Consider the following 25599-nt stretch of genomic DNA (forward strand, 5'->3'; position numbering starts at 1 on the left):
ACCCACTTCAAAGTGGTAAATATGTGTGTTTTTAGCCACACAGTTAATATAAAAAACTAGTCGCCAACCACCAAAATGTAAAGCTAAACACATGCAATAAAACCCTTAGCAGAGTTGAACTTATCTTTTATATTGAAGGGGCTTTGCTTTGATGGGGTCCTTAAATGGCTGCGCAAATATGCCTGAATATCTAGATATTATTCTTCTCACCAGCTTAGCCGGATTATGCACCCCTATTGGCGGTTTAATTGCCAGTATTGAATCTATTCGCCCTTATTGGCTAGAAAAAGAGCTTAGACATTTTCTTATCGCATTTGGCGGTGGCATTTTATTGGGTGCAGTAACAACCGTATTAGTGCCTGAAGGCATGCATAATTTACCAAATCAGTTCATTGCAATTGCGATTTTGTTATTAGGGGCACTGAGTTTTTTCTTTATAGAGCGACAACTGGGACTCAAACGCCGTAAATCGCCTCAATTAATGGGTATGACATTAGATTTTGTGCCCGAAGCAATTGCATTAGGTGGTCTAGTCGCCACTGGCTCATCTTCTGCCCTAATGCTCGCTCTGCTTATAGGTTTACAAAATTTACCTGAGGGTTTTAATGCTTTTCGCGAATTAAAAGAACAAAATAAGAGTACTAAAACCACTTTGATGATTATGTTCTTATTGGTGCCATTAGGCCCCTTAGCTGGATTGTTTGGTTATTACGTGTTGGCAGGACATCAAGCCATGTTAGGCGATATCATGCTCTTTGCATCTGGCGGGATTTTATACTTGATTTCCAAGATATTGCCCCGCAGTCTAAGCTCAAGAAACATTGGGGACCACCACTTGGAGCTGTGTTTGGCTATGGCTTGGTACTATTCAGTAATATGCTGATCGGTCATGGCTGAACAGTCTTGCTTAATTATGCCCGTTGCAATCTAACTCAACAATCTATCATGAAGAAAATTAGTCACCTGTGCCACCACTAAAACAAACAACATATCACTGAATATATACAAGACAATCGGGCTATCTGCACCTGATACCCCACGACGAAATTACCCAGTAAAATCACATAAAAAGCTTCACATTAAAAAATGGCCGTAGAATAAATAACATTCAATGGACTTTTCTCTCAAAGGCCTTGTGATGAGGTCTGTTCTATTAAAACGATTTATCTAGTGACTTTCAATTCACCATCGATATGAATATCTCTTTGTGGGAAGGCAATCACGATATCAGCGTCTTTAAATGCTTTATCTAAGGCAAAACGAATATCACTCGAAACTAGTCTCAGCCCCCCTTCTACAGTTGAGTTGATCCAAAAATAAGACTCAAAGACCAATGCATTATCACCAAAATCTATGAAAAAAACCGAAGGCTCGGGATCATCCAACACTTTGTCATGGGCTTTCGTAGCAGCTAACATTAGCTTCGCGACTAGCTCACAATCAGAACCATAAGCCACGCCTACTCTCACCGTACCACGCACTAATCTGTCTCTTAACGTCCAGTTTACCACCGTGTTTTCGAGCAGTTTGCTGTTTGGGATAAGCATATACACACCATCAACACGGCGAATTCGCGTTGAGCGGGTATTTATTTCTTCAACTATGCCCTTAACACCCTCAACCTCTAAGAAGTCGCCAATTCGAATGGGTTTTTCACCAATTAAAATCCAGCCACTGATGAAGTTATTAATGATATTTTGCGCACCAAAACCAAAACCGATGGCAATCGCCCCTGATAAAAACGCAAATGCGGTGATAGGTACATTAAGCATTGATAGGGTTGTCAAGAAGATAATCGCCATAGACACAATGACGATGATTTTTCGTGTTAGTTGAATAATATTAGGGTCACGCTTTTTTTGACTTAAGCGCTTTTCAACAGATTTAACTATAGTTCGTACTAACCAAAAGCATACTGTTAACCATAAAGGAATAACCAGGACTTCACCTACAGTGAGAGGATCATCATTGAATATAAAAATTGCATGATTCAAAAACGCACTTAATTTCAAGAGCATGGCTTATCCTTTTTCGAGTCAGTATCACTTATTGACTATTCTGCCTTGATTAATAGCCATAGAGGTATACCGGATTAATCGTCTTTATACTGTGTAATTAAACTGTTTGGCATATAGCTTGAAATAATTATAGTTAAATATAGTTAACTCAAAAATAAACCAATGAAATAATTGGTTTTTTAATTACAGAGCTAATTATCGGGATAAAAAAAACACTAAAATAGTGCACAATTGCACCATAATGAGGCAACTATGAATTACACTGAAGTTAATTTTGATGGGTTAGTTGGACCAACACATAATTATGCAGGGCTGTCATATGGCAATGTGGCATCAAAATCGAATGCCAATAAAGTCGCAAACCCAAAAAAAGCCGCACTCCAGGGTTTAGAGAAAATGCATATGCTTAGCCAGATGGGTTTACCTCAAGGCGTTTTAGCACCCAATGCTCGACCTGATTTGATCACATTAAGAAGCCTAGGCTTTTCAGGCTCAGATGCCAATGTCATCTCTCAGGCTTCAAAATCAGCACCGCAATTTTTAAAAGCATGCTATTCGGCATCTTCTATGTGGACAGCCAATGCGGCAACCGTGTCACCGAGTGCAGACAGTGGCGACGGAAAAGTGCATTTCACCCCAGCGAATTTGAACAATAAAATTCACCGCGCTATTGAAGCAAAAACCACCAGCAAAATTTTAAAAGCCACTTTTGCAGATGAATCTGTGTTTACGCATCATGCACCTTTACCACAACACCCCCTGTTTGGAGATGAAGGCGCCGCAAACTACACCCGTTTAGCCGATAGTTATGGTCATTCAGGGTTGGCGCTTTTTGTATATGGCGAAGATATGAATAGCAAAGTAAAACCACAGGTTTTCCCAGCAAGGCAAACTCGTCAAGCCAGTGAAGCAATTGCCCGAAGTCATCAACTAGATCCAGCGCAAACGCTCTACATTCAGCAGAACCCTGCAGTGATAGATCAAGGTGTATTCCACAATGACGTGATCGCCATTGGCAATGAGAATGTATTTTTATTTCATGAACAAGCATTCTATCAACAGAAAAAAGTCATTGCGCAAATCAGACAAAATTACACAGGCTCACGCCCGCTACATTTAATCGAAGTCTCTGACGCTGATTTGAGTGTTGATGAAGCTGTTCAAAGCTATATCTTCAACAGCCAACTAGTAAGCTTGCCAAATGGCGGAATGGCATTAATTGCTCCGAGCGAATGCCAAACAATCGATACTGTAGAGTGCTATTTGGCGGCACTTTGCCAAGCCAGCAACCCTATCAACGAAGTCATTTATATGGACTTAAAACAAAGTATGCAAAATGGCGGAGGGCCGGCTTGTCTGAGGTTAAGAGTTGCATTATCACAGCAAGAATTAGACGCAGTTAACCCAAATTGTTTAATGACCGATACGTTATACGACAGATTAACCCAGTGGGTAAATAAACATTATCGTGACCGCTTGGTAGAAGCTGACTTGGCTGATCCAAGTTTAATGCAGGAGTCTCAACAAGCGTTAGATGAGCTTACACAAATTATGAACTTAGGCTCAGTATACGAATTCCAGCAGTAGTTTAATTAATTTAAAAGCCAGAAACGGTTCTGGCTTTTACACTTCTAAGCTAATTGTGTTTTTGCTGATAAACGCTTCTTTGGCCTTCTTCTTTTTAGCCACAAATAACAGCCTGTAACAGCAAAGATAAGCGGCGTTAAACCAATTACACACCAAAAAATACGACTTGGTAAACCTGCAAAATAGCCAAAGTGAAGTTTTCGAAAACTATCGATCGCCACCAAGAAGAACGGCGCTTCTCGAATATCATAATTCGACATTCGCTCACCTGTTTGCTTATTAAAGCTGACCGTAGAGGCATATTCGCTGGTGACAAAACTGGTGTTGCTTACTTCTCCAAAGAATGTGATTTGAAGTTCAGGCTCATATGGAAAAAGTAAATAAGTTGGCCTAAACCCACTCATTTGCTGAGTTGATTCAGCCACCATTTTATCGAGTGAAAGCTGGTGATTGTAGAGTCTTTCAGTGATCACATATTGATGTTCTTCACCATGCTCAAGCTCATGATGAATAATCTCAGAAATATTCCAATATACCCCTGTGAAACCAATCACCAATAAAACAGGCGCTGACCAAATGCCAACTAACTTATGAATATCGCTAAATAATGCAATGCGTTTCACCTTTAATCTCAGAGTAAAAAACTTTTTCCAAAACTGGCGATAAATAATTAGCCCGGAAATGCCCATAAAGAGCAAAATGAGTGATGCGACACCTGTGATCCATAGCCCGGTATCACCAATCAAAAACTTATAGTGCAAATCAAGCAGCCAGTCTGTTAGGTAATGATTGACCGCAACAGGCTCAGAGCGCACAACTCCTTGGTATTGATCAAGATAGACTTTAAACCATTCACTCGTACCGTGCTTGAGCACATATACACGATCTGCTGTTATACCATCATCAAAAACTTCCCAACTGCCAATTTCATAGCCTTGAAGCTGGTTGTTGAGCTCAGCTCTTAACTCGTCATAACTTAGTCTGTTCCCTGTTTCGCCCGCAACAACTGCAAGTTCTGGCATTAACCAATGATCGAGTTCTTCTTTAAAAACTAAAATACTGCCTGTTAAAGAAATAATGATAAGTGGAATGGCGACGACTAATCCTAGATAGCGATGCCATAAATGGAGTGTTTTTTTCATTTTTGATTGCCCCTCATATGGTTATAAACCACAAAAGGCCGCATAAGCGGCCTTAAACTTTTTAAAAACTTACAATGACCAATTTAGAGTCAATGCATAGTTACGAGGTGCACCATAGAAGCCTTGTGCCCAATACAGTGAGTTAATGTACTTCTCATCAAATACATTATTGGCATTGAAGGTCAGGTTAACTTGCTCGTTGATGTCGTAGCTTGCCATAAAATTCACAATCGCATAGGCGTCTTGCTTAGTGACAACTAAAGGTTGAGGGCTTTGTATGCGGCTGATCTCATCTTGCCAGCGCATGTTCATACCAAAGCTTAACCCTTCAATGGCTTCAACGTCATGTTTCACTGCTAGCTTAAATACTTGTTTTGGTGTGTAATCTTTTACAAGTTGCGCTTCAACGTTGCCTGCATTGATAGTGTCTGACACATCAATATCTGTATTGCTATAACCTACGTGCGCACTGAAACCATAGCCCAATTCACCACTTAACTCGATTTCATAGCCCTTAGATTGTATCCCTGGTGCCGCCTTGTGTATTGGATTATCTGGTGTCGAGTTTGCCACATCTGCAACAGCGATGTTCACTTGCTCTGCATTGAATAGCGCTACATTTAGCATCAACCTCGAGTCGAATAGTTCTGCTTTTACACCCAATTCTTGTGTATCACCAATAATTGGTGCTAACTGAGAACCACTAGCGTTAGTCTCGGTTTGAGGCGCGAAAGTATCTGTGTCTGAGATGTATAGATTAATATCGTCATTGACTGAATACACTAGACCAATATGCGGAGTTGTATCACTCTCTTTGCGACCTTTATTATTGCCATATGATACCCCTTGTGTTTCCCAATTTGTGTATCTAAGACCAGCGAGTAATTTTAAATCATCAGTAAGAGAAAAACGCGCAGATAGATATTGAGAACTTTGTTCACTGTGTACATCAGAACCTGGGGCTGCTGGGTTTATATCAACCAAAGTTGGCACCGGCGCAACACCATTCCACTCATTCATGTTAGGCATTGGCGGGAAACCATTACCGGTTTGATAATCATATAAAGAGCGATCAAAGTAATACATATCAGCTTCGCTGGCACCAAAAGCCACAATATGCTCTTGACCAAACAGCTCAAAGCTACCGCGCGCATACACATCGAATAAGTTTAATCTGTCGCGTAGTTGATAATCGCTGGCATAACCTGTTAGACCTAAGCCTGTTTCTGCATCTGGCGTGCCATACACATAAAATAGATTTGAGTCTTGCTCGTTTTGTGTATGTGCGTAGCGTGCAATGACACTCCACTCATCACCAATATATTGCTCAAGTTCAACAAATGCTTGTTTTGAGGTGTTGTTCCAATATGCCCAATCTGCTGCTGTTGAAGTAGAAACATCATAGTTTGTTGGCTGACCTTTGTTATCAAATAACGCTAATGCGCCCCAAAGAGGGCTGTCAGCATCATTGCTCTGATACGTTAAACTGGTCGTTAATGTCGTTGTGTCTGTTAAAGCAAATTCAGTAATGCCATAAAATACTTCACGATCTACCGCATAGCGGTCTAGGTAAGAGTCACGCTTTTGTTTTACCACAACTGCGCGGCTAGAAACCATATCATTAAAGCTGCCAGACACATCAGCTTCAACACGTTTATTTGACCATGAGCCTGCTGTTACTGACACATCAGCACGTAAATCGGCTGTTGGGCGTTTACGAATAAAGTTAACTGTGGCTGACGGGTTACCTGCGCCTGTCATCATGCCGTTTGCACCCATCACAACTTCAATGCGCTGATAAATCGCAGTATCTAACGTGCCCTGAAGTGAGCCTCGCTCTTGCGGTAAGCCTAAGCCATCTACCTGAAAGTTCACTATATCGAAGCCACGTGCTTTGTAATAAGTGCGGTCTGTTTCTATCTTCTCAACTGAGACACCCGGTGTCGTTTCTAGTACTTGATTCACATCGTCTAATGAAAAGTCGTCCATCAGCGCACGCGTCACCACTCGCACAGATTGCGGTGTTTCTTTAATTGAAATACCGAGCTTTGTGGCTGTTTCTGCTTCAACTGCCAAATAATTACTGTGCTTGTCACCTAATACTTGAATTTTCTCAATGTCTTTTTTGCCATCATCCGCAAAAGCATGACCAGAAAGAATTGCTGAAGTAGCAACGAATAGAGCGCTTAACTTAAATACACGACTTGTCATAAGAGAGCCTAAATTGGTTATTATTGAATCGCGATGCAATATAATGCAAATGAGATTGATTTGCAAAATCAATTGCAAAAATAAAAACTATTTATGCTCTGAAGAAGTCTGAGGTGCAATGAAAAAAGACAATTGATATAGTAATCAGCTACCTAGGAGAGTAATGACCTTGCATGCTGTGGGGGTTACTCTAGAGACTTAATCCGAAATAAAGCGCTTACTAGCCTTTATTGCCAAAAATACATTGTCTAAGGAAGAGAATGAGTAGGCTGATCGTTTTTAATTTTGATGGCACAGGTAATGAGCCTGAAGATGCAAAACAATATGATGAACAAAAAGATGCCAGCATCAGTAATATCTTAAAGCTGCACTTTTTAATGGGTGGTAACCTACACCGTGATGGTGAGCACTATGGTCTGTCAAATCGCAACAACATCGCACATTGCTTTTACTATCAAGGGGTAGGTACGTATGGCGGCTGGTTTAACCGCTTTATTAATCAAGGCTTAGCGTTTAATTCATGGGATGTGTCATACATTCTCAATAAAGCGAGAAATGACTTTTTAAACCACTATCGAACGGGTGACATCGTATTAATCACTGGGTTCTCTCGCGGTGCGGCTTTAGCAAGGCGATTTGTCTCTTTGATTGAGCATGCCATTAGCAATGACAACATGCCCCCTTTCATATTCTTATGTGTATTTGATACCGTTGCCAGCATCGGTCTACCCGATTTAAGCACTCGCAAACGCCCTAAATTCTCAGTCGTTTTTGAGCATGGTCGCACCATTTCAAACCTAGTCAAACACGCCACTCATTTAGTCAGCCTTGATGAAAAGCGTAAAGCCTTTCAGCCAACCTTGATGAACCATGATCCAAATAGGATCACAGAAATTTGGTTTGCTGGTGCTCATTCAGATGTTGGGGGCGGATATAAAATGGATGGCCTCGCTGATGTCGCACTTGGTTATGCCATTAATTGGCTCAAACATATGCAACAGTCGCATGGCTTACCGCACTTTACTTTAGACATCACAGATAGCGATTGTCTCAAACAAGCTTGCCCCGATGCACTTCAAGGCACCATCAGTCACGACGATTTATCTCTATCTCCCAATGAGTTAGGCCTCAACCATCAACAAACCCGTACTTTCTTTATTGATTGGCTAACCTTAGATGACCGAATTTGTTGTGTGATGAAAGACAATAAAATCGACCCTAGCTTAACGCCTGTGGTGCACCACAGTGTCGCGAAAAGGGCAAGTTTAGATAATAGCTATCAACCTAACTCACTTCAGCAAACCGAACACCATTTATGGCATGATTTTGCTCGACCTTTGCAGACATTTTCATGTGTCACTGAACACTGTGAACAGAAAAAGCAAGATTATGCTGAATTAGATGAGCACTAAACTTTGCACAAAGTGGTCAGATGAGTTATAAAAATGCTTAGCGCGTTGGGGAGTATCTTAATGAAAATTCATCAAATAGAAGGTTATATACAAACAATTTATCTTGTTGAATATCACGATAAACTCATGTTACTTGATGGTTGCTGTCGTGCAGATCATGACATTGTACTGAGCTTTATAACGCAAACACTCAATCGTGCCATTGGTGACTTAAAAGTCATTCTCGTGACTCATATGCACCCTGATCATGCCGGTGGCGCACATAAACTTGCTAAAACCACAGGGGCAAAAATTGCTGCATGTAATGCACCGGGGCAATGGTATCGCGGCCTAGATGGCATGTTAATGCATTGGACTGATATGTTACTCGCGCTTTATGTTGCCGGTCGAAAAGGGAAGAAAAAACAAAATCTGTTTTACCCAAGAAAGTTGCGTGCTGACCATTTTCTCGCAGACGGCATGACCATACCAGGGTTTGATGACTGGCAGATCATGCACATTCCTGGTCACACCGACCGCGACATTGCCGCTTATCATATTCCATCAGAGCGTGTTTATGTGGCTGATTTAATGGTTAAAGTTAAAGGTAAATTAATACCACCATTTCCACTGTTTTATCCGCGACGTTACCGCAACTCGTTGCTGGCAATTAAATTACTTCAGCCCAAGTCTGTTATTTTGGCTCACGACGGCGAGTTAAACTTTGCTGATATAGACTTCGACAGTTTGATAGAGTCAGCGCCCACCACCCCAATGACCCATTGGCGCTCTGTAAAATATAAGTTTAAAAAAGCACTTAACATCCATTAGCACTGGGTTTAAACGATTCGGATTTTTCGACATACATTCTGGCAGTTTGGATATATCAGCAAATTTGCTCACTGGTTAAGCTATCAGCAACTTGAACACTTGGAGCAAATCTGATGGCTTTATTCACTTCTCTCAAAACAGCAATAGCCGTGGCTTTAATCGGTATTTCATCAATCGCCCATGCAGGTCACGATACTGAAACAGATCAAAATGGCGTTATTTTAGCGGGCCACGATGTAATTGGTTACTTCACAGATGGTAAACCTGTGCTTGGTAGCGCAAAGTTTACCGCCGTATATAACGACGCAATTTACCGTTTCGCATCAGCTGAAAATAGAGACTTATTTAATAAAAACCCAGCTAAGTACGCCCCTCAATATGGCGGCTTCTGCGCATACGGTATGACATTTGGTAAAAAATTCGACATCGACGGTAAGGCATTTGAAGTCGTTGATGGCAAGCTATATGTAAACAAAAACTTAGACGTTTATAAGGCTTGGGCTGAAAACGTACCTAAGCACATTCTTGAAGCTAATTCAGAATGGCCCGAGGTAGAAGAGGTCGACCCTAACAAACTTTAACCGCTAGGCGGCTAGGTTTGTTTGTCAGGCTTAGGGCGTGTTGACCTTTGGTGTGTGTTTTTGCAGCTGTGAGTTGGATATTTAGGCCAGGCAGAGGCTGCGTAGCATAGTTATTTTATGTTAGTTAGCCGATAACGCTGAATAAATGTTCAACTCGCGCTGCTCGAAGAGTTCAACCAAAGGCTTCCACTACTTTGTCATTCACCACTTACATAACCCATTATGCGGGGCAACCTTTGCTGCGCAGCTCATTTCGCGTATCGAAAGCCTTTGATTTGAAAAAAATTCATACCTCAGAGATAAACACGCCCTTATCTCAGGAACTTAGCCTGACTTTTTTGTCTATTTGATTAGTTTTAGATTCACTTACTAATCAAAAAGCGAAGACATTTTTAATAATTAAAAATTGAGCCTGTGAAATTTCGATGTTAGCATCAGGCAAGATTTTTTTGAAAACATTCGCCTAATGCGTAAATTAACTCTTCTTATAATGATGCTTTGCATTCTGAGTACTCAGGTATTCGGAAGTATTGCGCATGGAGAAGAGCACCATACTCAAGGCGATGTTCACCAATTACTTCATGAAATAGGTCAGCCGCATAGTCATGATCATGACAACGAAAGCGAGTTTGAAATTTCATTTACTAAAGACGCCGTAAAACACATTAATCAAGACTTACATTGCTGTGCAACGGTTGCTCTAGATGCTTTCCCTTATTCCAAAGCCGAAATAAAACCAATGGGCTCAATTGTATCAATTAATAATAATTGGTCACCGCCCTTTATAAAACACACCACACCTCCCCCTCGGGCTTAATTCAAATTAACGTTTCGTAGTCGGTGACCGTTGTCGCTCGGCTAGTGTTTTTGTTTTTTTGGATTAACTATGTCTAATACATTTTTTGCACTGTATAAAAAGCAGTTTAGTGCACGTTTTATCTTAGCTTTATTGCTTTTATCGTTTGTTTTTATCACCAAAGCGGTAGCGTCTCCTGGTGCCCATGGTCCAAATGGTGAGCATTTAGATACTCGAACTAAAGCCGCGGCTTCGACCAATCCGAAGTTTGAAAGTTTCACCGAAACCTTCGAATTGGCTGGCGAGCTACTTGAAAACCAACTGGTTATTTACCTCCATGATTTTAAAACCAACACCCCAATTGCTGATGCATCTATCGATTTAGAGCTTGGTGAAATGTCCGCAAGTGCTGAATTTTCAGCGCAGTTACAAGCCTATATTGTGACCGATCAAACCCTGCTTACTCAACTAAAGCAAGCGGGGTTACATGAAATCGTCATGACCATTTTAACAAAAGAAAATGGCGATTTATTGGTGACAAATTTAGAAAACCATCAAACTGTTGAATCAACTGATATTCATAAAAATGCTGAGCATGACGACCATCACCATGACTTCCCATGGTTGATTGTGTTGCTGTGTATTGGGGTTTTTGTGGTGGGTTTGTTTGTTGGTCGCTTGTCTAAGGAGCGTAAATAATGAAGTTAAAAAACGCGGTATTGTTATCACTGAGTTTATGCTCGCTGAGTTTATTTGCCTCGCCTGGTGCACATGGCCCTAACGGTGAACACTTAGACCAAAAGTCTAACAAAGTTGAGGGTGCACTCGGCAAACAAGCAGATGGCTCGGTCATTATGCCGATGAAGCACCAAGCTTTACTCAATATCCGTACTCAGTTTGTTACTGAGTCAGAAGTAAAAAAACATGTTCGTTTAGATGCCATTGTAAAACCACACCCAGATGGTTATGCAAAAATTCAATCAAGTAGTGACGGTCGATTAGATGCGCCTGAAACTGGTATTTATCCAACGGGTGCAAAAGTGAACGCAGGCGATGTGCTTGGCTTAATTCGTTATCAAGACACCGCCTATGAACTTGCCAGTCAAACCAGTGAATTAATTGCGATCCGCAATCGCATTGAGCAAACCAATCGCGATGTTGCGCGTTTAAAGAAGCTGGGAGATTTAGCCTCAAAACAAGCGTTAGAGAAGCTAGAAACTGAGCTTTTAAGCTTAAAACAACAGGCTCAAGCGCTGCAAAAAGGTCTTGAGAAACCAGAGGTGTTAATTGCACCTATCTCGGGTGTGCTCATTAACCACACGGTTTCACGCGGGCAATGGGTCGAAGCAGGTGAAGCTTTGTTTGAGATAATTGCACCAAACCAATTTGTCATTGAAGCAAGCACCAGTGATTTAGCGCTTACTAAGCAATTAACCTCAGCAAAAGTGATTGAGCAGCCAGCAATCTCACTTAACTATTTGGGCTTTTCACCCGAGCTTGTGAATGGCTTAGTGCATGTTAATTTTGAGTTGGCACAGGAACAATCTGAAAAAAGCTTATTTATCAATCAAAACATTAGCTTACAAGCGCCTGTTAATGAAAAGCAACAAGGCATTGTGATCCCTGCGGATGCCGTTGTATTGAGTCAAAATAATTTGCCGCAAGTGTGGATAAAACTCTCGGCAGAGCGTTTTTTACCTCAACTAATTCGCTATCAACATCTTGAACCTGGACTTGTGTTAGTCACTGAAGGACTCGGTGCTGATAATCGCGTTGTGGTTACAGGTGCATCACTGTTAAACCAAGTGAGATAGGCAATATAAATGTTTAATTTACTAGTAAAAAGCAGCTTAAAAAACCGCTTGGTTGTGCTCTTGCTTGCCTTTGTCATGATGGCTTACGGAGTGTTGCAAGGGCAAAAGCTGCCTGTGGATGTGTTTCCAAACCTTAATAAACCGATTGTTACTGTGTTAACTGAAGCAGGTGGTATGGCACCTGAAGAAGTTGAGCAACTAGTGACCTTTCCCCTTGAAAATTTACTCAATGGGGTGACTGGTGTTACCCGTATTCGCTCAACCTCAGGCATTGGTTTATCCATTGTTTACATTGAGTTTGAATGGGATACCGATATTTACCGTAATCGTCAGTTGGTCTCTGAGCGATTAGATTTGGCATCAGAGCAACTACCGACCGGCAATACGTCTGTAATTGGGCCAGTGTCGTCGATTATGGGTGAGGTGATGTTGATTGCACTGCCTATTGATGCTGAAGGTGATACCGATGCAATGGCCGCCCGTGAATACGCCGATTTTGTTTTACGCCCACGCTTATTAGCTATTCCTGGTGTATCACAAGTGATCCCAATCGGTGGTGAAGTGCGTCAACTGCGTGTTGCGCCCGACACAATGCGCATGCGTCAATTAAATGTGGATTTAACATCACTGCAAGCATCGCTAAATGACTTTGCTGCTAATTTCGGTGGTGGCTTTGTTGATTTAAACAATCAAGAGTATTTAATTCGTCATCAAGGCCGTACGCTAGATGTGGAACACCTGAAAAAATTAGCGGTTGGCTGGCATGGTGGTCGTCCTGTACTGCTCTCGCAGGTTGCCTCTGTGAGTTATGCCGCAGCTGAAAAACGCGGCGATGGCGGCTTTAATGGCAAGCCAGCCGTAGTGATTAATGTGCAGAAACAACCCAATGCTGACACAGTGCAATTAACCACGCAAATTGAATCAGCTTTAACTGAGCTCAATGCAGGTTTACCAAAAGGCATTGCTCAGCCACAAGTATTGTTTCGCCAAGCAGATTTTATTAAATCATCCATTGATAATGTGACAGAAGCGCTGCGAGACGGTGCCATTATGGTGACTATCGTGCTGTTTTTGTTTTTACTTTCTGCAAAAACAACGCTTATTTCACTGTTTGCTATTCCACTTTCTTTGGCTGTTACGGTGTTGATTTTTCAATGGCTTGGTCAAAGCATTAACGTTATGACTCTAGGCGGTCTTGCAATTGCCATTGGTGAATTAGTGGATGACTCGGTAGTAGACGTTGAAAATATTCTCAGGCGTTTAAAACAAAACGCGCAATCGCAATCACCAAAATCTGTCTTTGATGTGGTGTGGCAAGCCAGTGTAGAAGTGCGCTCAGGCATTGTTTACGCGACCGCGATTGTTATCTTGGTATTTTTACCACTGTTTGCGCTACCAGGCATTGAAGGCCGATTATTCTCGCCGTTAGGGCTTGCCTATATTGTTGCGATCCTAGGCTCACTATTGGTGTCGATGACGGTGACCCCTGTGCTGTGTTACTACTTATTACCGAATGCCAAAGTGATCCACCAATGCGATAGTTGGTTGGTAGTAAAATTAAAGCACTTACAAAGCCTTTGGATTAATTGGGCGCTGCCTAAGTCAAAACAGCTGATTACGGTAACAGGTGTTGTAGCACTGCTTTCGGCGGCAAGTATTTCGCAATTTCCTCGTGCATTTTTACCTGCATTTAATGAAGGCTCACTGGTGCTTGGTATTATTTTTGAGCCAGGTACGTCACTTGAAGAGTCAAATAAAATGGGGCATTTAGCAGAGTCATTATTGCTGTCAGTGCCGGAAGTTACGCAAGTGGGAAGACGCACAGGGCGCGCTGAATTAGATGAACATGCTGAAGGCGTTCACTCGTCAGAGGTAGATGTCGACTTAATCCCGTCAGAACGAAGCCGCGATGAAGTGCTTGCTAAAATTCGTGACAAATTGTCTGTTTTACCTGGGCAAGTTGCTATCGGTCAGCCAATTTCCCATAGACTCGACCACTTATTATCGGGTGTGCGTGCGCAGCTTGCGATTAAGTTGTTTGGTGATGATTTAGAGGGCTTACGCATCAGTGCTGAAAGTCTTCGTAAAAAGCTTGAAAGCGTTCCTGGCCTTGTCGATATCAATATTGAAAAACAAGTGCTTATTCCGCAGTTGAGTGTGCGTTTAAGGTATCAAGACTTAGCTAAATATGGTTTAACGCCAGGCTCTGCGCTGCGTCAATTAAACATGCTTACTGAAGGCACCAGTGTGACCGATGTGATTGATGGGATAAAACGCTTTGAGTTGGTACTTCGCTTAGAAGATGAAAATCGAACGCCTGCAGCCATTGCAAAGACCTTAATTGATTCACCAGCGGGGGCAATTCCGGTTTCCTATATTGCTGATATTCAATTGCTTGATGGCCCTAATCAGGTGCTTCGTGAAAATGGACGCCGCCGTTTAGTGTTATATGCCAACAGTGAGAATGTCGATGTAAAAACGCTGCTTGCAGATATTCGCGAAATCGTGGCTGCACATGAGTTACCCGATGACAGTTTTATTAGTCTAGAAGGGCAATTTTTAGCGCAAGAACAAGCCATGCGTTTGCTCATTGTGCTGTCAGTTTTGTCATTTGCGTTAATCTTCTTGGTACTTTACCTGCGCTATCAATCCATGGTGTTTGCAACCATTATTATGTGTAGTTTACCTATGACCTTAATTGGTGCCGTGATTGCGATGTGGTTAACCCATACTTCACTGTCGGTCGCCTCTGTGGTTGGGTTTATTACCTTAACGGGCATTGCTGCACGAAATGGCATTTTAAAAATTAGCCATTATCTAAACTTAATTCGCTTTGAGGGCGAAGTATTCGATAAGGCCTTGATAATTCGCGGTGCAAAAGAGCGTTTATCACCCGTACTGATGACTTCGATGGTAACAGCGTTCGCGTTAATACCTTTGTTATGGGCGGCTGATCAACCTGGTAAAGAGATATTGCATCCTGTTGCAATTGTTATCTTTTCAGGCCTTATGAGCTCGACCTTGTTAGATACCTTGTTAACCCCTTTGCTGTACTGGAAATTTGGTAAAAAATCGACAGAAAAATGGCTGAGCAGCAACTCAAAAGAGCTCATTTAATAACCTACTTCCCTTTGCGCATATGTGAAGGGAGCAACCTTTTTAATATCAACATAAAGAGAAAAAAAACATGAAAAACACATTTATTACATTAATTTTTGTAACGCTTAGCGCCCTGTTCTTCGCACCAAATGCATCAGCACATGGTGATACAAAACCCCTTCATGGTGGCGTAGTGAAAGTTGAGCACGAAATGGTGTTTGAACTTGTTCGCGAAGAGTCAGGTGCAAGCTTATACCTTCGTGACCATGGTAAGCCTTACCCAACGGAAAAAGTAACAGGTGACATTACAGTGCTTGCAAAAGGTAAGAAGTCAGATGTTGAACTTACTTCGGCTGGCGGTAACAAAATGTCAGCTAATATTGTTATTCCTGAGGGTTCAAAAGTATTAGTTAAAGTAAAAGAAGATGGTCACCACAGTGTGACTGTTCGCTTTACTTTCTAAACAGTAATTTGAATACCTTAGCTTAGGCTAGGGTATTCATTTTTGGTATTTTAAGATTGCGTTATTACTGATTGTAAAAACCATTAAACTTGTCTTTTTCATCTAAAGCTTTCCTCGATTTATTTCATTCAACAATACAAAGCTAAATACCATGATTGGTAAGTTTGTGGTCACTGGATTAAAAGCTTCAATTAACAATTGCGGTTGAAGCATAGCAACTGAAAGTAATAAAAAAGCCAATGCGAGTATATTCAGGATATTCATAAGCTTAGTTTTATAAAAAACGAAAAATAGCAAACCAAATATCACTTCGCCAATACCCGCCGCCTTAGTTATTAAATAAGAAATATCATCTGAAAAACCTATGCTGCCCGTCATGAGCTGTTCGAGTGGCGCAACATGCACAAGCTTTGGAAAAATACCGTGATACAACCACACAAAAGTAATCATGTAACGGGCCATTTGAACTGTTGTCATGCTAAATCCTATTAGACTCACTTCTTACCGCACCCGGTGCTTCACCTTGGTGTTGTTTAAATGCTTTACGAAAAGCCGCTTCTGATTCATAGCCACTGAGCTCTGCTATGTCGGCAACGCTTTTCTCAGTATTCACAAGCAAACGATATGCCTCAACCATTCGCCATTTAACTAAATACTTCATCGGGCTTAAGCCAACCAGACTTGTAAACTTGTCAGAAAAGTTCGAGCGACTCATCAGCGCTTCGTCGGCCAATGCTTGTAACTGCCAATTGCGTTGTGGGTTTTGGTGAATGGCATTCAATGCCTTGCCTATTCGCGTATCAAACATCGCAGCTAATAGCCCTGAATTTAATACATTTGTTTCAACTTGTTGTCGTAAAACTTCAATAAAAAGCAGATAAGCCAATTGATCAACCACGGTATAGCACCCTACCCTAGACTGCTTTAACTCGTTGATCATCATTTCAATCAGCCTGCGAGTTTTAGCATCATCAGCATTTGTACTTGCTTGAAGATGGATCACCTCGGGCATTGCATCTAATAGCGGGTTCATCTGAGCATGCTTAAATTCAAAAAAGCCACAGACCATATTGGTTACTGCGCCATCATTACTCATTGGGGCGTTTATTAACTGTTCATCAGGCTTATCTGCAGAGTTGGCAATGATATGTTGATGATCGTGCGGAAAAATCACCAAGTCCCATTTCTGTAGTTGCGTAACCTCACCATTAATATGCAACCAAGCCTCACCATCACCAATTAAATGAAATGGAATACGACGACTGCCTGATGTATCAACGGCCCACGTGCCACAAAAATCGCCGTTCACATACACCTCAGCGTTAAGTGACAAGCGCTTCAACAGCACACTCAAAGGATCGGGGTCATTTAAGTATATATTTGGACTTTCTGACATGGTTTACGAATATTAAGACATAGTGCAATGAATGGGCTCTATTTAAACTTGCTTGCACAAATTAAGCAAACCGGATCTAAATATGGCCAACATCACATTGTTTCACAAAGACTACTGTCCTTATTGCAAAGCAGCCAAAGCGTTACTAGCCAAATTAAACTGGCAGTACAAAGAAATTGAAGTATCGGATGACCAAGATGCATTTAACAATATGGTTGAGCTGAGCGGCGGGCGAAGAACCGTGCCGCAGATATTCATTAATGACCAGCACATAGGTGGATTTGATGACTTTCAAGCTTATGTGAAAAAGTTCGGCAAACTAAAACGTGCTTAAAATCATGGGCGAACTCTGACTCGCCCGTTTTTTATTGGTCGCGTTATTAAAGATTTAATTACGCACTTTTCGGTGAAGCCAGTGAGTAAACGTATGCCTCAACTTGCTCGCCGCTCTCAAGGGTTGCATTCACAATAACGCGTTCGTATTGTTCCCACTCAAACTCATCAAGCATTGCCCAGTGTTCTTTCAAGGCATAAGAACAGAATAACAGCCCCGAGACTTCACCAGCTGAATCATCTAGTTAAATTGCAGGAAAACCGAGTTCAGCTCCCCACCCTGTTTGATGCAGTTCTCCTTTGACAGTCGCAGGCAACCATTCACCTTCGACTTCCTGCAAAATATGCTCATTTGGCTTGCCCGGTGCGAGCGTCCCATATACAAACAACCTTTCCACTTTATCATCCCGTTTTTTTATAAGAGTTAAAACATGTAAGAAAGGTGATTTACAGAACAGCTTTTTGTGCGGTTTCTCACAAAAATTAATACTGCGAAATAGGTACACTTTTCTGGTACAGTGCTGATAAATAAAAATAATGAATCTCAGGACACGCTATGGAAGCACACATCTTAATAGGCATTATTGCAGTCGTGGCATTGCTAATTACAGCTTTCAAATTTAAATCAAAACAATTAGCTAAAAGAACAGCCCACATAAAAAACTTTAAGGTACCCGCAAAGGTTTTGCAGACGGTTAAAAGCCGATACCCGCATCTGTCTGACGAACAGTTAAAAACAGTAGAAAGGGGCTTGAGAGAATGGTTCCATGTAAATTTATTAGCCAAAGGTAAGCCCGTTTCAATGCCTTCGCAGGTTGTTGATGTGGCATGGCATGAACTCATTTTATTTACCAAGTTCTATCAGGACTTTTGCCAAAAAGCGTTTGGCCGTTTTTTACACCACCATCCAGCCGAAGCCATGTCTTCTCCGAAATCAGCTCAACAAGGCATAAAAACCGCTTGGAAACTAGCATGTGCGAAAGAAAGAACTTCTCCTCTAAAACCGACCCGATTACCGCTTTTATTCGCAATAGATGCCTTACTTGATATCGAAGATGGATTTAAGTACCAACTTAATTGCCAAGGGGTCGATAAAGAGGGTTATTGTGCGACACATATAGGTTGCTCTGCTTCATGTGGCTCAAGCTCTGCCGATAGTGGTGGTGATTCTGGGGGCTGCTCTGGGGGCTGCTCTGGGGGTGGCTGCGGGGGAGGAAGTTAATAAAAGCCACTAAAAATCGCTCAAAATGCGCTAAATAACGCAAATTTGAAATTAATTAAATCGATTGCCTGTCTTGCAAAGTATTAGCTTATTCGAATAAATAATTAAGTCACCGTCAGGTAATCGATATGACAACACATGCTTACGTTTATAGCGCTGCAGTCGCGCTTATTTTTTCAGGCCAAATTATTGCTGCTCCAGAAAAACCTGTTTCCGCAAATGAATTTATTCAATTATTTGAAAAGTTGAACGGTAAACATCTAGGCGTTCGCAAAGCTCATGCCTCTGGTGTATGTGCCGTCGGAGAATTTCAACCCAATACGCAATCTAACTTATTCAAAAGTGCACCTCTTTTAAGTAGCGGTACACTCCCCGTCAAACTCAGGTTTTCAATGGGTGGTGGTAACCCAATCGCAGACGAACGCACAACGGGTACGCGTGGTATGGGCATGCAAATTAGCTTACCGGGTGGCGCTCGACACATCTTTACGGGCAATAACTTCCCGGTTTTTGCAGGCAAAGATCCCGAGACCTTCTTTGGCTTTTTATCAACCTTATTGCCCGATGAAAATGGTAAGCGCGATCCAAAGAAAACCCAAGAATACATTAAGAATAACCCGAGCGTGCAAGGCAATGTGGCATGGAATGCACAAGCCAAAACGCCCGCTTCGTTCGCTAACACCGAGTTTTTTGGTTTACATACTTTCTTTTACGGTAATGGCGCTGAGCAAGTAAAATTCCGCTGGCAGCTTACGCCAGACTTAGGTGTAAAAACACTATCAAAAGAACAAGCCCAGCAGCTTAAGCCCGCTTTCTTAGCTGATAAGCTCGCCAATCAACTTACTCAGGGTACCGTATCTTTTACCCTTAATGCAGTGATTGGTGAAAAGCAAGATGCAGTAATTGACCCTTCTGTTCAATGGCCAGCAGGCAGAGCACAAGTCGCACTTGGTAAAGTAGTTCTTAAACAATCAGGCGGAGATGCTTGTACGCCAATCAACTTTGACCCCAATGTGATTTCTCAAGGGTTTACGGCCAGTGAGGACCCTGTTCTGAAAATGCGCTCTATGGCTTATGCCATTTCATTTGGTAAACGTTTAAGCGGCCAGTAATCCCCTTTTGCTTGAGCCTAAAAAGCAGTGTGATGTTTTCCGGGCTCATCAGCTAACACTCTGAAAAATGATACCAATCGGTAACAACACTTAATCATTTTTAGATATTCATCTTTCGCCTTAGTCATTCTAAAGAGCAGCTTCGAAACAAACACAAATAAAAATCCTTCTCATTTAAAATTTCACATGTATAATTGCGCGAGATAAAATAGTCGTCAGCCCGTTGTATTTAATAATGAAACTTTCAAATTTACTTGGCACTGTCAGACAATGGCACTGGATCACATCCGCATTATGCCTGGTCGGTATGCTGTTATTTGCAGTAACGGGGATCACTCTCAATCATGCCGCAGATATAAAAGCCACGCCAGTGATAACCACGCTAGAAGTCGAGCTGAGTGAAGGCATTAAACAGACACTTAACAATCGCGATAGCGGCCCACTTCCACAAGCCGTTAGACAGTTTTTGATAAATGAGCACAATATTGCCACACCAAAAACAGATGCTGAGTGGGATGACTACGAGGTGTATTTAGGTATGCCCAAACCTGGTGGAGATGCTTGGTTAAGTATCGAGCTTGATAGCGGGTTGCTTGTGTATGAAAACACCGACCGCGGTGTGATCTCATATCTTAACGATTTGCACAAAGGCCGCAATACCAGCACAGCATGGCGCTGGTTTATCGACTTTTTTTCTGTGCTTTGCATTGTATTTTCAATCAGTGGTTTTTGGTTACTTATTCGCTATGCAAATCAACGCCCTAGCACTTGGCCCTTGGTCGTTGCAGGTGCGGTTTTCCCTGTCATTATTTTAATTCTCAGTGCGCATTAAGGAGCGTTTGATGAAACATTATATTGCCCCACTTTTACTTGTTGCGGCCGCGGCTCCGAGCTTCGCCTCAGATCTCAGCGTCTCTGTTGAGCTGCCAAGATTACAAGTTGCCGAATATCACAAGCCTTATGTCGCTGTTTGGATTGAAAATGACAGCAACAAAGTTGTCAGTAATTTAGCTGTGTGGTACGACGTTGATATGCGCAATAACGAGGGCGAAAAATGGCTTAAAGATATGCGACAGTGGTGGCGTAGAACGGGCCGTAACCTTGACTTACCTGTTGATGGCATGAGCGGCGCAACGCGCGGGCCTGGCACACACCAAATGCGTTTTTCTTTAGAGCAAGCTCAACTTCAAAACCTCCCAGCAGGTAATTATCGCCTGCGTGTTGAAGCCGCGCGTGAAGTGGGTGGTCGCGAGCTGATTAATCTGCCTTTTACTTGGCCGCAAACTAAAACAACCACATTTAAACAAGCCGGTAACTCTGAGCTCGGCGCTATTTCATTCACGATTAACCCATAGGAAACACCATGAAAGTAACCCTTCTTAAATCGCTATTATTGGCGGGCCTTGCTGCAAGTTGCTTTAACGTCAACGCCCACCGAGCTTGGATCGTACCACAAGAAACACAGCTTTCGGGTGAAAACCGCTGGGTAAGTTTTGATGCCGCCGTTTCAAACGATATTTTCGTTTCAAATTATAATGCAGGTCGATTTACTGGAGTGAAAGTAAATAAACCTGATGGTTCAGCAACCCAAGTTGAAAACATGCACAAAGGCAAATACCGTCATGTGTTTGACTTGGCATTAAACCAGCAGGGCACATATAAAATTTTCATGGAAACAAGTGGCTTGTATGCCCAATGGAAAGAAAATGGCAAACCAAAATGGTACCCGGGTCGTGGTGAAGCTTTCTCTATGGCTGAGTTTAAAAAACGCGTACCTAAAAAAGCTGACGACTTAAATATTAGCCAATACGCTCGTCGTATGGAAACTTTCGTTACCTTAGGCGCACCAACCAATAAAACCCTAGAGCCAACGAATAAAGGTTTAGAGCTCGTTGCTATTACACACCCAAATGAACTTTATGCAGGCGAGCAAGCACAGTTTAAATTCTTAATCGACGGCAAACCTGCAGTTGGCGCTGAAATTACTGCAATTCAAGAAGGGACTCGTTTTCGTAATGCGCAAGAAGAAATTAAGGTAAAAAGTAACAGTGAAGGCATAGTGACACTAAAATGGAATGGTGCTGGTCGCTACTTCTTAGAAGCTGAGTATGAAGACAGCCAAGCCAAAGCCCCTGCGATGGTAAGAAATGGCACTTACATTGCCGTTTTAGAAGTGCTACCTGACTAAAATGCTAAGCGCATCTCCCTTTGTACAAGCCGGCCTGCTTTTGGTCGGCTATTTATTCTTTACGCTGTTTTGCTATCGCAAAGTCATTGTTGCCAAGTGGCAAAATCATAAAGAGCGCCGCGCAAAAACGCTCATTGCCTATGCAAGTGAGAGCGGCTCTGGTGAGCAACTAGCCCGTGAATTACATGTAAAACTAAAAGATCAGGGCGACCCTGCACTGTGTATTTCGCTTAACCAAGTGACCGAGCAACAATTAAAACAAGCCGACACCCTATTAATTATCGCCAGTACTTATGGTGAAGGCGAAGCCCCTGATAATGGTAGGCATTTTCTGGGCAAATTAGATACATTAAAAAGCACACTTGCTCATCTAAATTACGCAGTTCTTGCGCTTGGAGACAAAGCATATAACCAATATTGTCAATTTGGCCTAACGCTCAATCAAGCACTACAAAGCAAACACTGTAAACCCTTGTTTAAACCAATTTTAGTCGACAAGCTTGATAAAAACAGTATTAATGAATGGTACTCACACTTATTAAACAAAGGTTTGCTAGCAGAAGCTGTGCCTCGCTCAACGCTGTCGTCTACTCAGCTACCTATTCAGCAGCTCAAACTTACTGGCCGTCAGCAAGTAAATATCAATAGCCCAGGCGCCCCTTTATTTGAAATAAATCTCGCTGTGCCCAATGATTTAACATGGCAAGCCGGTGACATTGCTCGCTTACACATTAAAGATACCGTTCGCGAGTACAGTATTGCCAGTGTGCCACAAGAGCAAAGTTTAAAGCTGCTGGTGAGAGAACAAAAACATCCAACAGGTGAGCTTGGCCTCGGCTCTGGTTGGCTATGCCATCAAGCAGATTTAGACAGTACGCAAGCATTCTCAATCAGGGCGAACCCTAAATTTAATCCATTAGACGAGCATAAAAAGCTCATCTTGATCGGAAATGGCAGCGGCTTAGCTGGGCTTAGAGGCCATTTAAAACATCGAGAACTAAAGCAACATCATGAAAACTGGCTGCTTTACGGCGAACGTTGCGCAGAGCATGATTTACCTTGGCACCTAGAACTCACCGAATGGTTTAATGCCAAGCACTTAACTGAAATCGACCTCGCTTTTTCTAGGCAGACCGCTGATAACAAAATAAAAGTAGGTCGATGTCATTCTGGCTATGTACAAGATGCCTTGTTAGCGCAACAGGCAAAACTAAAAGACTGGGTCAACAACGGAGCGGCGATTTTTATCTGTGGCAGCTTACAAGGTATGGCAAGAGACGTTGAAAGCATGTTGCTTGATATATTAGGTCAACCTGTATTATCAAGGCTAGAAAGACAAGGCCTTTATCGTAAAGATGTATATTAAAAATAATACCAACCTAATCAGCATTAACATCATGAAAGCTTTGCGGCTCACCCTAAGCTTTCAAACATCCCAGCTCCAACTATTTAACCTGAGCCCTAGATAATTTATTTAATTCGACATCAATACGTTAGAAGCACTGTTGACCACAGCTCAGATTATTTCAACCAAAAACAAGAAACTAACTATTCTGTAAACAACATCAAAAAAAACTGACTTATACAATGTTTCGACTGGTTATGTCGGTCAAGATAACTCAGCATTTGCAGGTAATCCAGGCCTGATACTAATACCAACAACGAAATTGCACTAAACCAACTAAAACCACAATTCTATTTCGCGATAATATTCAAAGCCAACATCATTTTAAGCTCATTCCCCTAATAATTTGTCTATTTTTTCATCCGAATAAGATGCAATCTAAACTTCAGCCACGTATATTCGTCGTTCAGATTTTTATTCGATATAGTAAAACAATGCGCAATTTAATATTTTCGGCTTTCGCGTTATCGGCGAGCCTCTCTACAAACGTTTTTGCACACACAGCCCCCATAAAACTTAACTTCCTCGACGAATACATAATCCCTGCAGAGCTAAGCGTTGATGGTGATAAAGTCGGTGGCTTATCTAGTATTGAGTTCGTAAACGGCAAGTACTTAATGATTGCTGATGATTATGAAAAGCCACGCTATTTTCAGGCCAAAATCAGTATCGAAGGTACTGAGGTAGAAAACACGAAAATCAGCAATATCACGTTTGAAAAATCATTTCCCCTGATGGGAAATAAGTCGAACAAGCGAGTTGTCGACCCTGAAAGTTTAATTCCTGCACCTAAGCAAAACAGTATCGTTTGGACCAGTGAAGGCAGTGTGAAATACAACAAACCGCCTGCTATTTTTATGCAATCACTCACAGGTGACATAGACCAAACTCAAACTACTTTTACGCTACCTAGCATGTTTAACATCGGTAAAAACATCGGCCCACGTCATAACGCGGTGTTTGAAGGTGTGACACTCGATATGTCGGGTAAAGGTATTTGGGTGTCGATGGAAGGCGCACTAAAACAAGATGGTGAAGAAGCTACCTTAAAACACGGCAGCATGGTCCGTATTTCACACTTTGAATTTGTCAGCAAGCAAATGCAAAAACAGTTCGCCTATTACGTTGAACCACTGGTAGACCGCAAAGGTGCTAAACCCGATGCATTTCGCACCACGGGTTTAGTTGAGATCTTACAAATCAACGAACAGCAATTTTTAACCATGGAACGCGCTTACACATCTGGGTTAAAAGACGGTGGCAACAATGTGAGTATTTACTTAATCGATATACAAGACGCAACGGACACATCGAACATTGCTTCTTTAAAAAACCAGTCGTTTAAAGCCGCGAAGAAAACCTTGGTGTTAGATTTAGCGACTATTACCGACAAGTTAGGGTCGAAGCAGATTGATAACTTGGAGGGTTTGACGTTTGGCCCGACTTTAGCGAATGGTAATCGTAGTTTACTGATGGTGGCGGATAATAATTATAATGTGCATGGCCCGCAATTGAATCAGGTGTTGTTGTTTGAGGTAATGGATTAACGTGCAAAATACACGTTGCGAAGCAAGGTTACTTTTGCGCAAGGTGAAATGAGCAGTTTTAGCTGTAGCTGCGTAATACTTTTCCTGTAGCAGAGGCTTTACGCCGCTACCGAAATGCAAATTCTAGAATTTTGGTGACAGATATTGTAGCTTTTAGCCTATTCACAAATCCAACAGACAACGCCCTTTCCCTTTTATCACACCCTGAAAACAATAAATTGATGAGTAATGTGCTCGCATGGATGCGAGCCAAGCCATGCTTGTACATGGACGTACCTTCATGGCGTTTACGTTCATATCAATTTATTGTTTGAGGGATCTAGTGTGATGAAGGGCGCTGGGTGAGTCCAGAGAGGGGCCAGCGTCAGCCCCTCTTTGGTTGCTGTCGCCAACGCGACAAAAAGTCAAATTGAAGATAAATGATGAGCAATGCATAGATTCTGAAACAAGTTCAGAATGACGA

Annotated in this window: 25 protein-coding genes and 1 pseudogene; 19 read left to right on the forward strand and 7 right to left on the reverse strand. The window is 41.9% G+C overall.

The features are described from left to right. Window positions 1-148: 148 nt before the first annotated feature. Window positions 149-883: a ZIP family metal transporter gene (locus tag ACGHEH_RS05880; RefSeq protein ID WP_390442807.1), complete on the forward strand. Its 735-nt coding sequence runs from the start codon at window positions 149-151 to the stop codon at window positions 881-883. Window positions 884-1163: 280 nt separating this feature from the next. On the opposite strand, the gene ACGHEH_RS05885 is transcribed toward ACGHEH_RS05880, so the two are convergent. Then, window positions 1164-2018 (reverse strand): mechanosensitive ion channel domain-containing protein, encoded by an 855-nt coding sequence (locus ACGHEH_RS05885; protein WP_349286823.1) that lies wholly within the window; start codon window positions 2016-2018, stop codon window positions 1164-1166. A 252-nt stretch (window positions 2019-2270) separates the two neighbouring features. Here ACGHEH_RS05885 and astB point away from each other — a divergent pair, with 252 nt between their 5' ends. Further along, on the forward strand, window positions 2271-3605 hold the full coding sequence (astB, locus tag ACGHEH_RS05890) for an N-succinylarginine dihydrolase (protein ID WP_390442811.1): 1335 nt from the start codon (window positions 2271-2273) through the stop codon (window positions 3603-3605). A gap of 44 nt (window positions 3606-3649) precedes the next feature. On the opposite strand, the gene ACGHEH_RS05895 is transcribed toward astB, so the two are convergent. Next, window positions 3650-4747: a PepSY-associated TM helix domain-containing protein gene (locus tag ACGHEH_RS05895; RefSeq protein WP_390442814.1), complete on the reverse strand. Its 1098-nt coding sequence runs from the start codon at window positions 4745-4747 to the stop codon at window positions 3650-3652. Between the two features lie 69 nt (window positions 4748-4816). Continuing rightward, on the reverse strand, window positions 4817-6958 hold the full coding sequence (locus ACGHEH_RS05900) for a TonB-dependent siderophore receptor (RefSeq protein WP_390442817.1): 2142 nt from the start codon (window positions 6956-6958) through the stop codon (window positions 4817-4819). A 260-nt stretch (window positions 6959-7218) separates the two neighbouring features. On the opposite strand from ACGHEH_RS05900, the gene ACGHEH_RS05905 reads away from it, so the two are divergent. From ACGHEH_RS05905 to ACGHEH_RS05940, 8 genes are all read left to right on the forward strand, one after another. Beyond that, entirely contained in the window at window positions 7219-8370 is a 1152-nt protein-coding gene (locus ACGHEH_RS05905) for a phospholipase effector Tle1 domain-containing protein (RefSeq protein WP_390442819.1), read from the forward strand. Window positions 8371-8430: 60 nt separating this feature from the next. Continuing rightward, window positions 8431-9180: an MBL fold metallo-hydrolase gene (locus ACGHEH_RS05910; RefSeq protein WP_390442822.1), complete on the forward strand. Its 750-nt coding sequence runs from the start codon at window positions 8431-8433 to the stop codon at window positions 9178-9180. 110 nt (window positions 9181-9290) lie between these two features. Continuing rightward, a complete protein-coding gene (locus tag ACGHEH_RS05915) occupies window positions 9291-9761 on the forward strand; it encodes a YHS domain-containing (seleno)protein (protein ID WP_390444150.1) in 471 nt (156 codons plus the stop codon). Window positions 9762-10227: 466 nt separating this feature from the next. Further along, the gene (locus ACGHEH_RS05920; protein WP_058032038.1) at window positions 10228-10578 is read left to right on the forward strand and encodes a hypothetical protein; all 351 of its coding nucleotides are present in this window, start codon (window positions 10228-10230) and stop codon (window positions 10576-10578) included. Between the two features lie 69 nt (window positions 10579-10647). Further along, the gene (locus tag ACGHEH_RS05925; RefSeq protein WP_390442824.1) at window positions 10648-11256 is read left to right on the forward strand and encodes a hypothetical protein; all 609 of its coding nucleotides are present in this window, start codon (window positions 10648-10650) and stop codon (window positions 11254-11256) included. Next, complete coding sequence (locus tag ACGHEH_RS05930) at window positions 11256-12371, forward strand: efflux RND transporter periplasmic adaptor subunit (protein ID WP_390442827.1); 1116 nt, start codon at window positions 11256-11258, stop codon at window positions 12369-12371. Before ACGHEH_RS05925 ends, ACGHEH_RS05930 begins: the two co-directional genes overlap by 1 nt. Before the next feature lie 9 nt (window positions 12372-12380). Then, window positions 12381-15488, forward strand: coding sequence for an efflux RND transporter permease subunit (locus tag ACGHEH_RS05935; protein ID WP_390442830.1), 3108 nt, complete (start codon window positions 12381-12383; stop codon window positions 15486-15488). 70 nt (window positions 15489-15558) lie between these two features. Beyond that, complete coding sequence (locus ACGHEH_RS05940) at window positions 15559-15933, forward strand: hypothetical protein (protein WP_390442833.1); 375 nt, start codon at window positions 15559-15561, stop codon at window positions 15931-15933. Between the two features lie 102 nt (window positions 15934-16035). Here the strand turns inward: ACGHEH_RS05940 and ACGHEH_RS05945 are convergent, their stop codons facing one another. Together ACGHEH_RS05945 and ACGHEH_RS05950 are read right to left on the reverse strand one after the other, a co-directional pair. Next, the gene (locus ACGHEH_RS05945) at window positions 16036-16410 is read right to left on the reverse strand and encodes a DoxX-like family protein (RefSeq protein ID WP_390442835.1); all 375 of its coding nucleotides are present in this window, start codon (window positions 16408-16410) and stop codon (window positions 16036-16038) included. Between the two features lies 1 nt (window position 16411). Continuing rightward, on the reverse strand, window positions 16412-17329 hold the full coding sequence (locus ACGHEH_RS05950; RefSeq protein WP_390442836.1) for an AraC family transcriptional regulator: 918 nt from the start codon (window positions 17327-17329) through the stop codon (window positions 16412-16414). A gap of 82 nt (window positions 17330-17411) precedes the next feature. Here ACGHEH_RS05950 and grxC point away from each other — a divergent pair, with 82 nt between their 5' ends. Next, complete coding sequence (gene grxC, locus ACGHEH_RS05955) at window positions 17412-17663, forward strand: glutaredoxin 3 (RefSeq protein ID WP_390442838.1); 252 nt, start codon at window positions 17412-17414, stop codon at window positions 17661-17663. A 58-nt stretch (window positions 17664-17721) separates the two neighbouring features. Here the strand turns inward: grxC and ACGHEH_RS05960 are convergent. Further along, window positions 17722-17883, reverse strand: a pseudogene (locus tag ACGHEH_RS05960) (gamma-glutamylcyclotransferase family protein); the annotation flags it as partial. A gap of 24 nt (window positions 17884-17907) precedes the next feature. Next, complete coding sequence (locus ACGHEH_RS05965; RefSeq protein WP_390442841.1) at window positions 17908-18060, reverse strand: hypothetical protein; 153 nt, start codon at window positions 18058-18060, stop codon at window positions 17908-17910. 158 nt (window positions 18061-18218) lie between these two features. On the opposite strand from ACGHEH_RS05965, the gene ACGHEH_RS05970 reads away from it, so the two are divergent. The 8 genes from ACGHEH_RS05970 to ACGHEH_RS06005 all read left to right on the forward strand — a co-directional run bounded on the left by ACGHEH_RS05970 (window position 18219) and on the right by ACGHEH_RS06005 (window position 25450). Further along, window positions 18219-18884, forward strand: a complete 666-nt coding sequence (locus tag ACGHEH_RS05970; protein ID WP_390442844.1) for a glycine-rich domain-containing protein — start codon at window positions 18219-18221, stop codon at window positions 18882-18884. Window positions 18885-19012: 128 nt separating this feature from the next. Then, window positions 19013-19996 carry a catalase family peroxidase gene (locus ACGHEH_RS05975; protein WP_390442847.1) on the forward strand — a complete coding sequence of 328 codons (984 nt, stop codon included), beginning with the start codon at window positions 19013-19015 and terminating at the stop codon, window positions 19994-19996. A 235-nt stretch (window positions 19997-20231) separates the two neighbouring features. Further along, window positions 20232-20828 (forward strand): PepSY-associated TM helix domain-containing protein, encoded by a 597-nt coding sequence (locus ACGHEH_RS05980; protein WP_390442850.1) that lies wholly within the window; start codon window positions 20232-20234, stop codon window positions 20826-20828. 10 nt (window positions 20829-20838) lie between these two features. Further along, the gene (locus ACGHEH_RS05985; protein ID WP_138483872.1) at window positions 20839-21351 is read left to right on the forward strand and encodes a DUF2271 domain-containing protein; all 513 of its coding nucleotides are present in this window, start codon (window positions 20839-20841) and stop codon (window positions 21349-21351) included. Window positions 21352-21359: 8 nt separating this feature from the next. Then, entirely contained in the window at window positions 21360-22184 is an 825-nt protein-coding gene (locus ACGHEH_RS05990; RefSeq protein WP_390442853.1) for a DUF4198 domain-containing protein, read from the forward strand. A gap of 1 nt (window position 22185) precedes the next feature. Beyond that, the gene (locus ACGHEH_RS05995) at window positions 22186-23550 is read left to right on the forward strand and encodes a sulfite reductase subunit alpha (RefSeq protein WP_390442855.1); all 1365 of its coding nucleotides are present in this window, start codon (window positions 22186-22188) and stop codon (window positions 23548-23550) included. Window positions 23551-24023: 473 nt separating this feature from the next. Then, window positions 24024-25136 (forward strand): esterase-like activity of phytase family protein, encoded by a 1113-nt coding sequence (locus tag ACGHEH_RS06000; protein WP_390442857.1) that lies wholly within the window; start codon window positions 24024-24026, stop codon window positions 25134-25136. Window positions 25137-25270: 134 nt separating this feature from the next. Next, entirely contained in the window at window positions 25271-25450 is a 180-nt protein-coding gene (locus ACGHEH_RS06005) for a hypothetical protein (RefSeq protein ID WP_390442859.1), read from the forward strand. Window positions 25451-25599: the final 149 nt, after the last annotated feature.

The organism is Pseudoalteromonas sp. MTN2-4, from assembly GCF_042848605.1.
GTDB lineage: Bacteria > Pseudomonadota > Gammaproteobacteria > Enterobacterales > Alteromonadaceae > Pseudoalteromonas.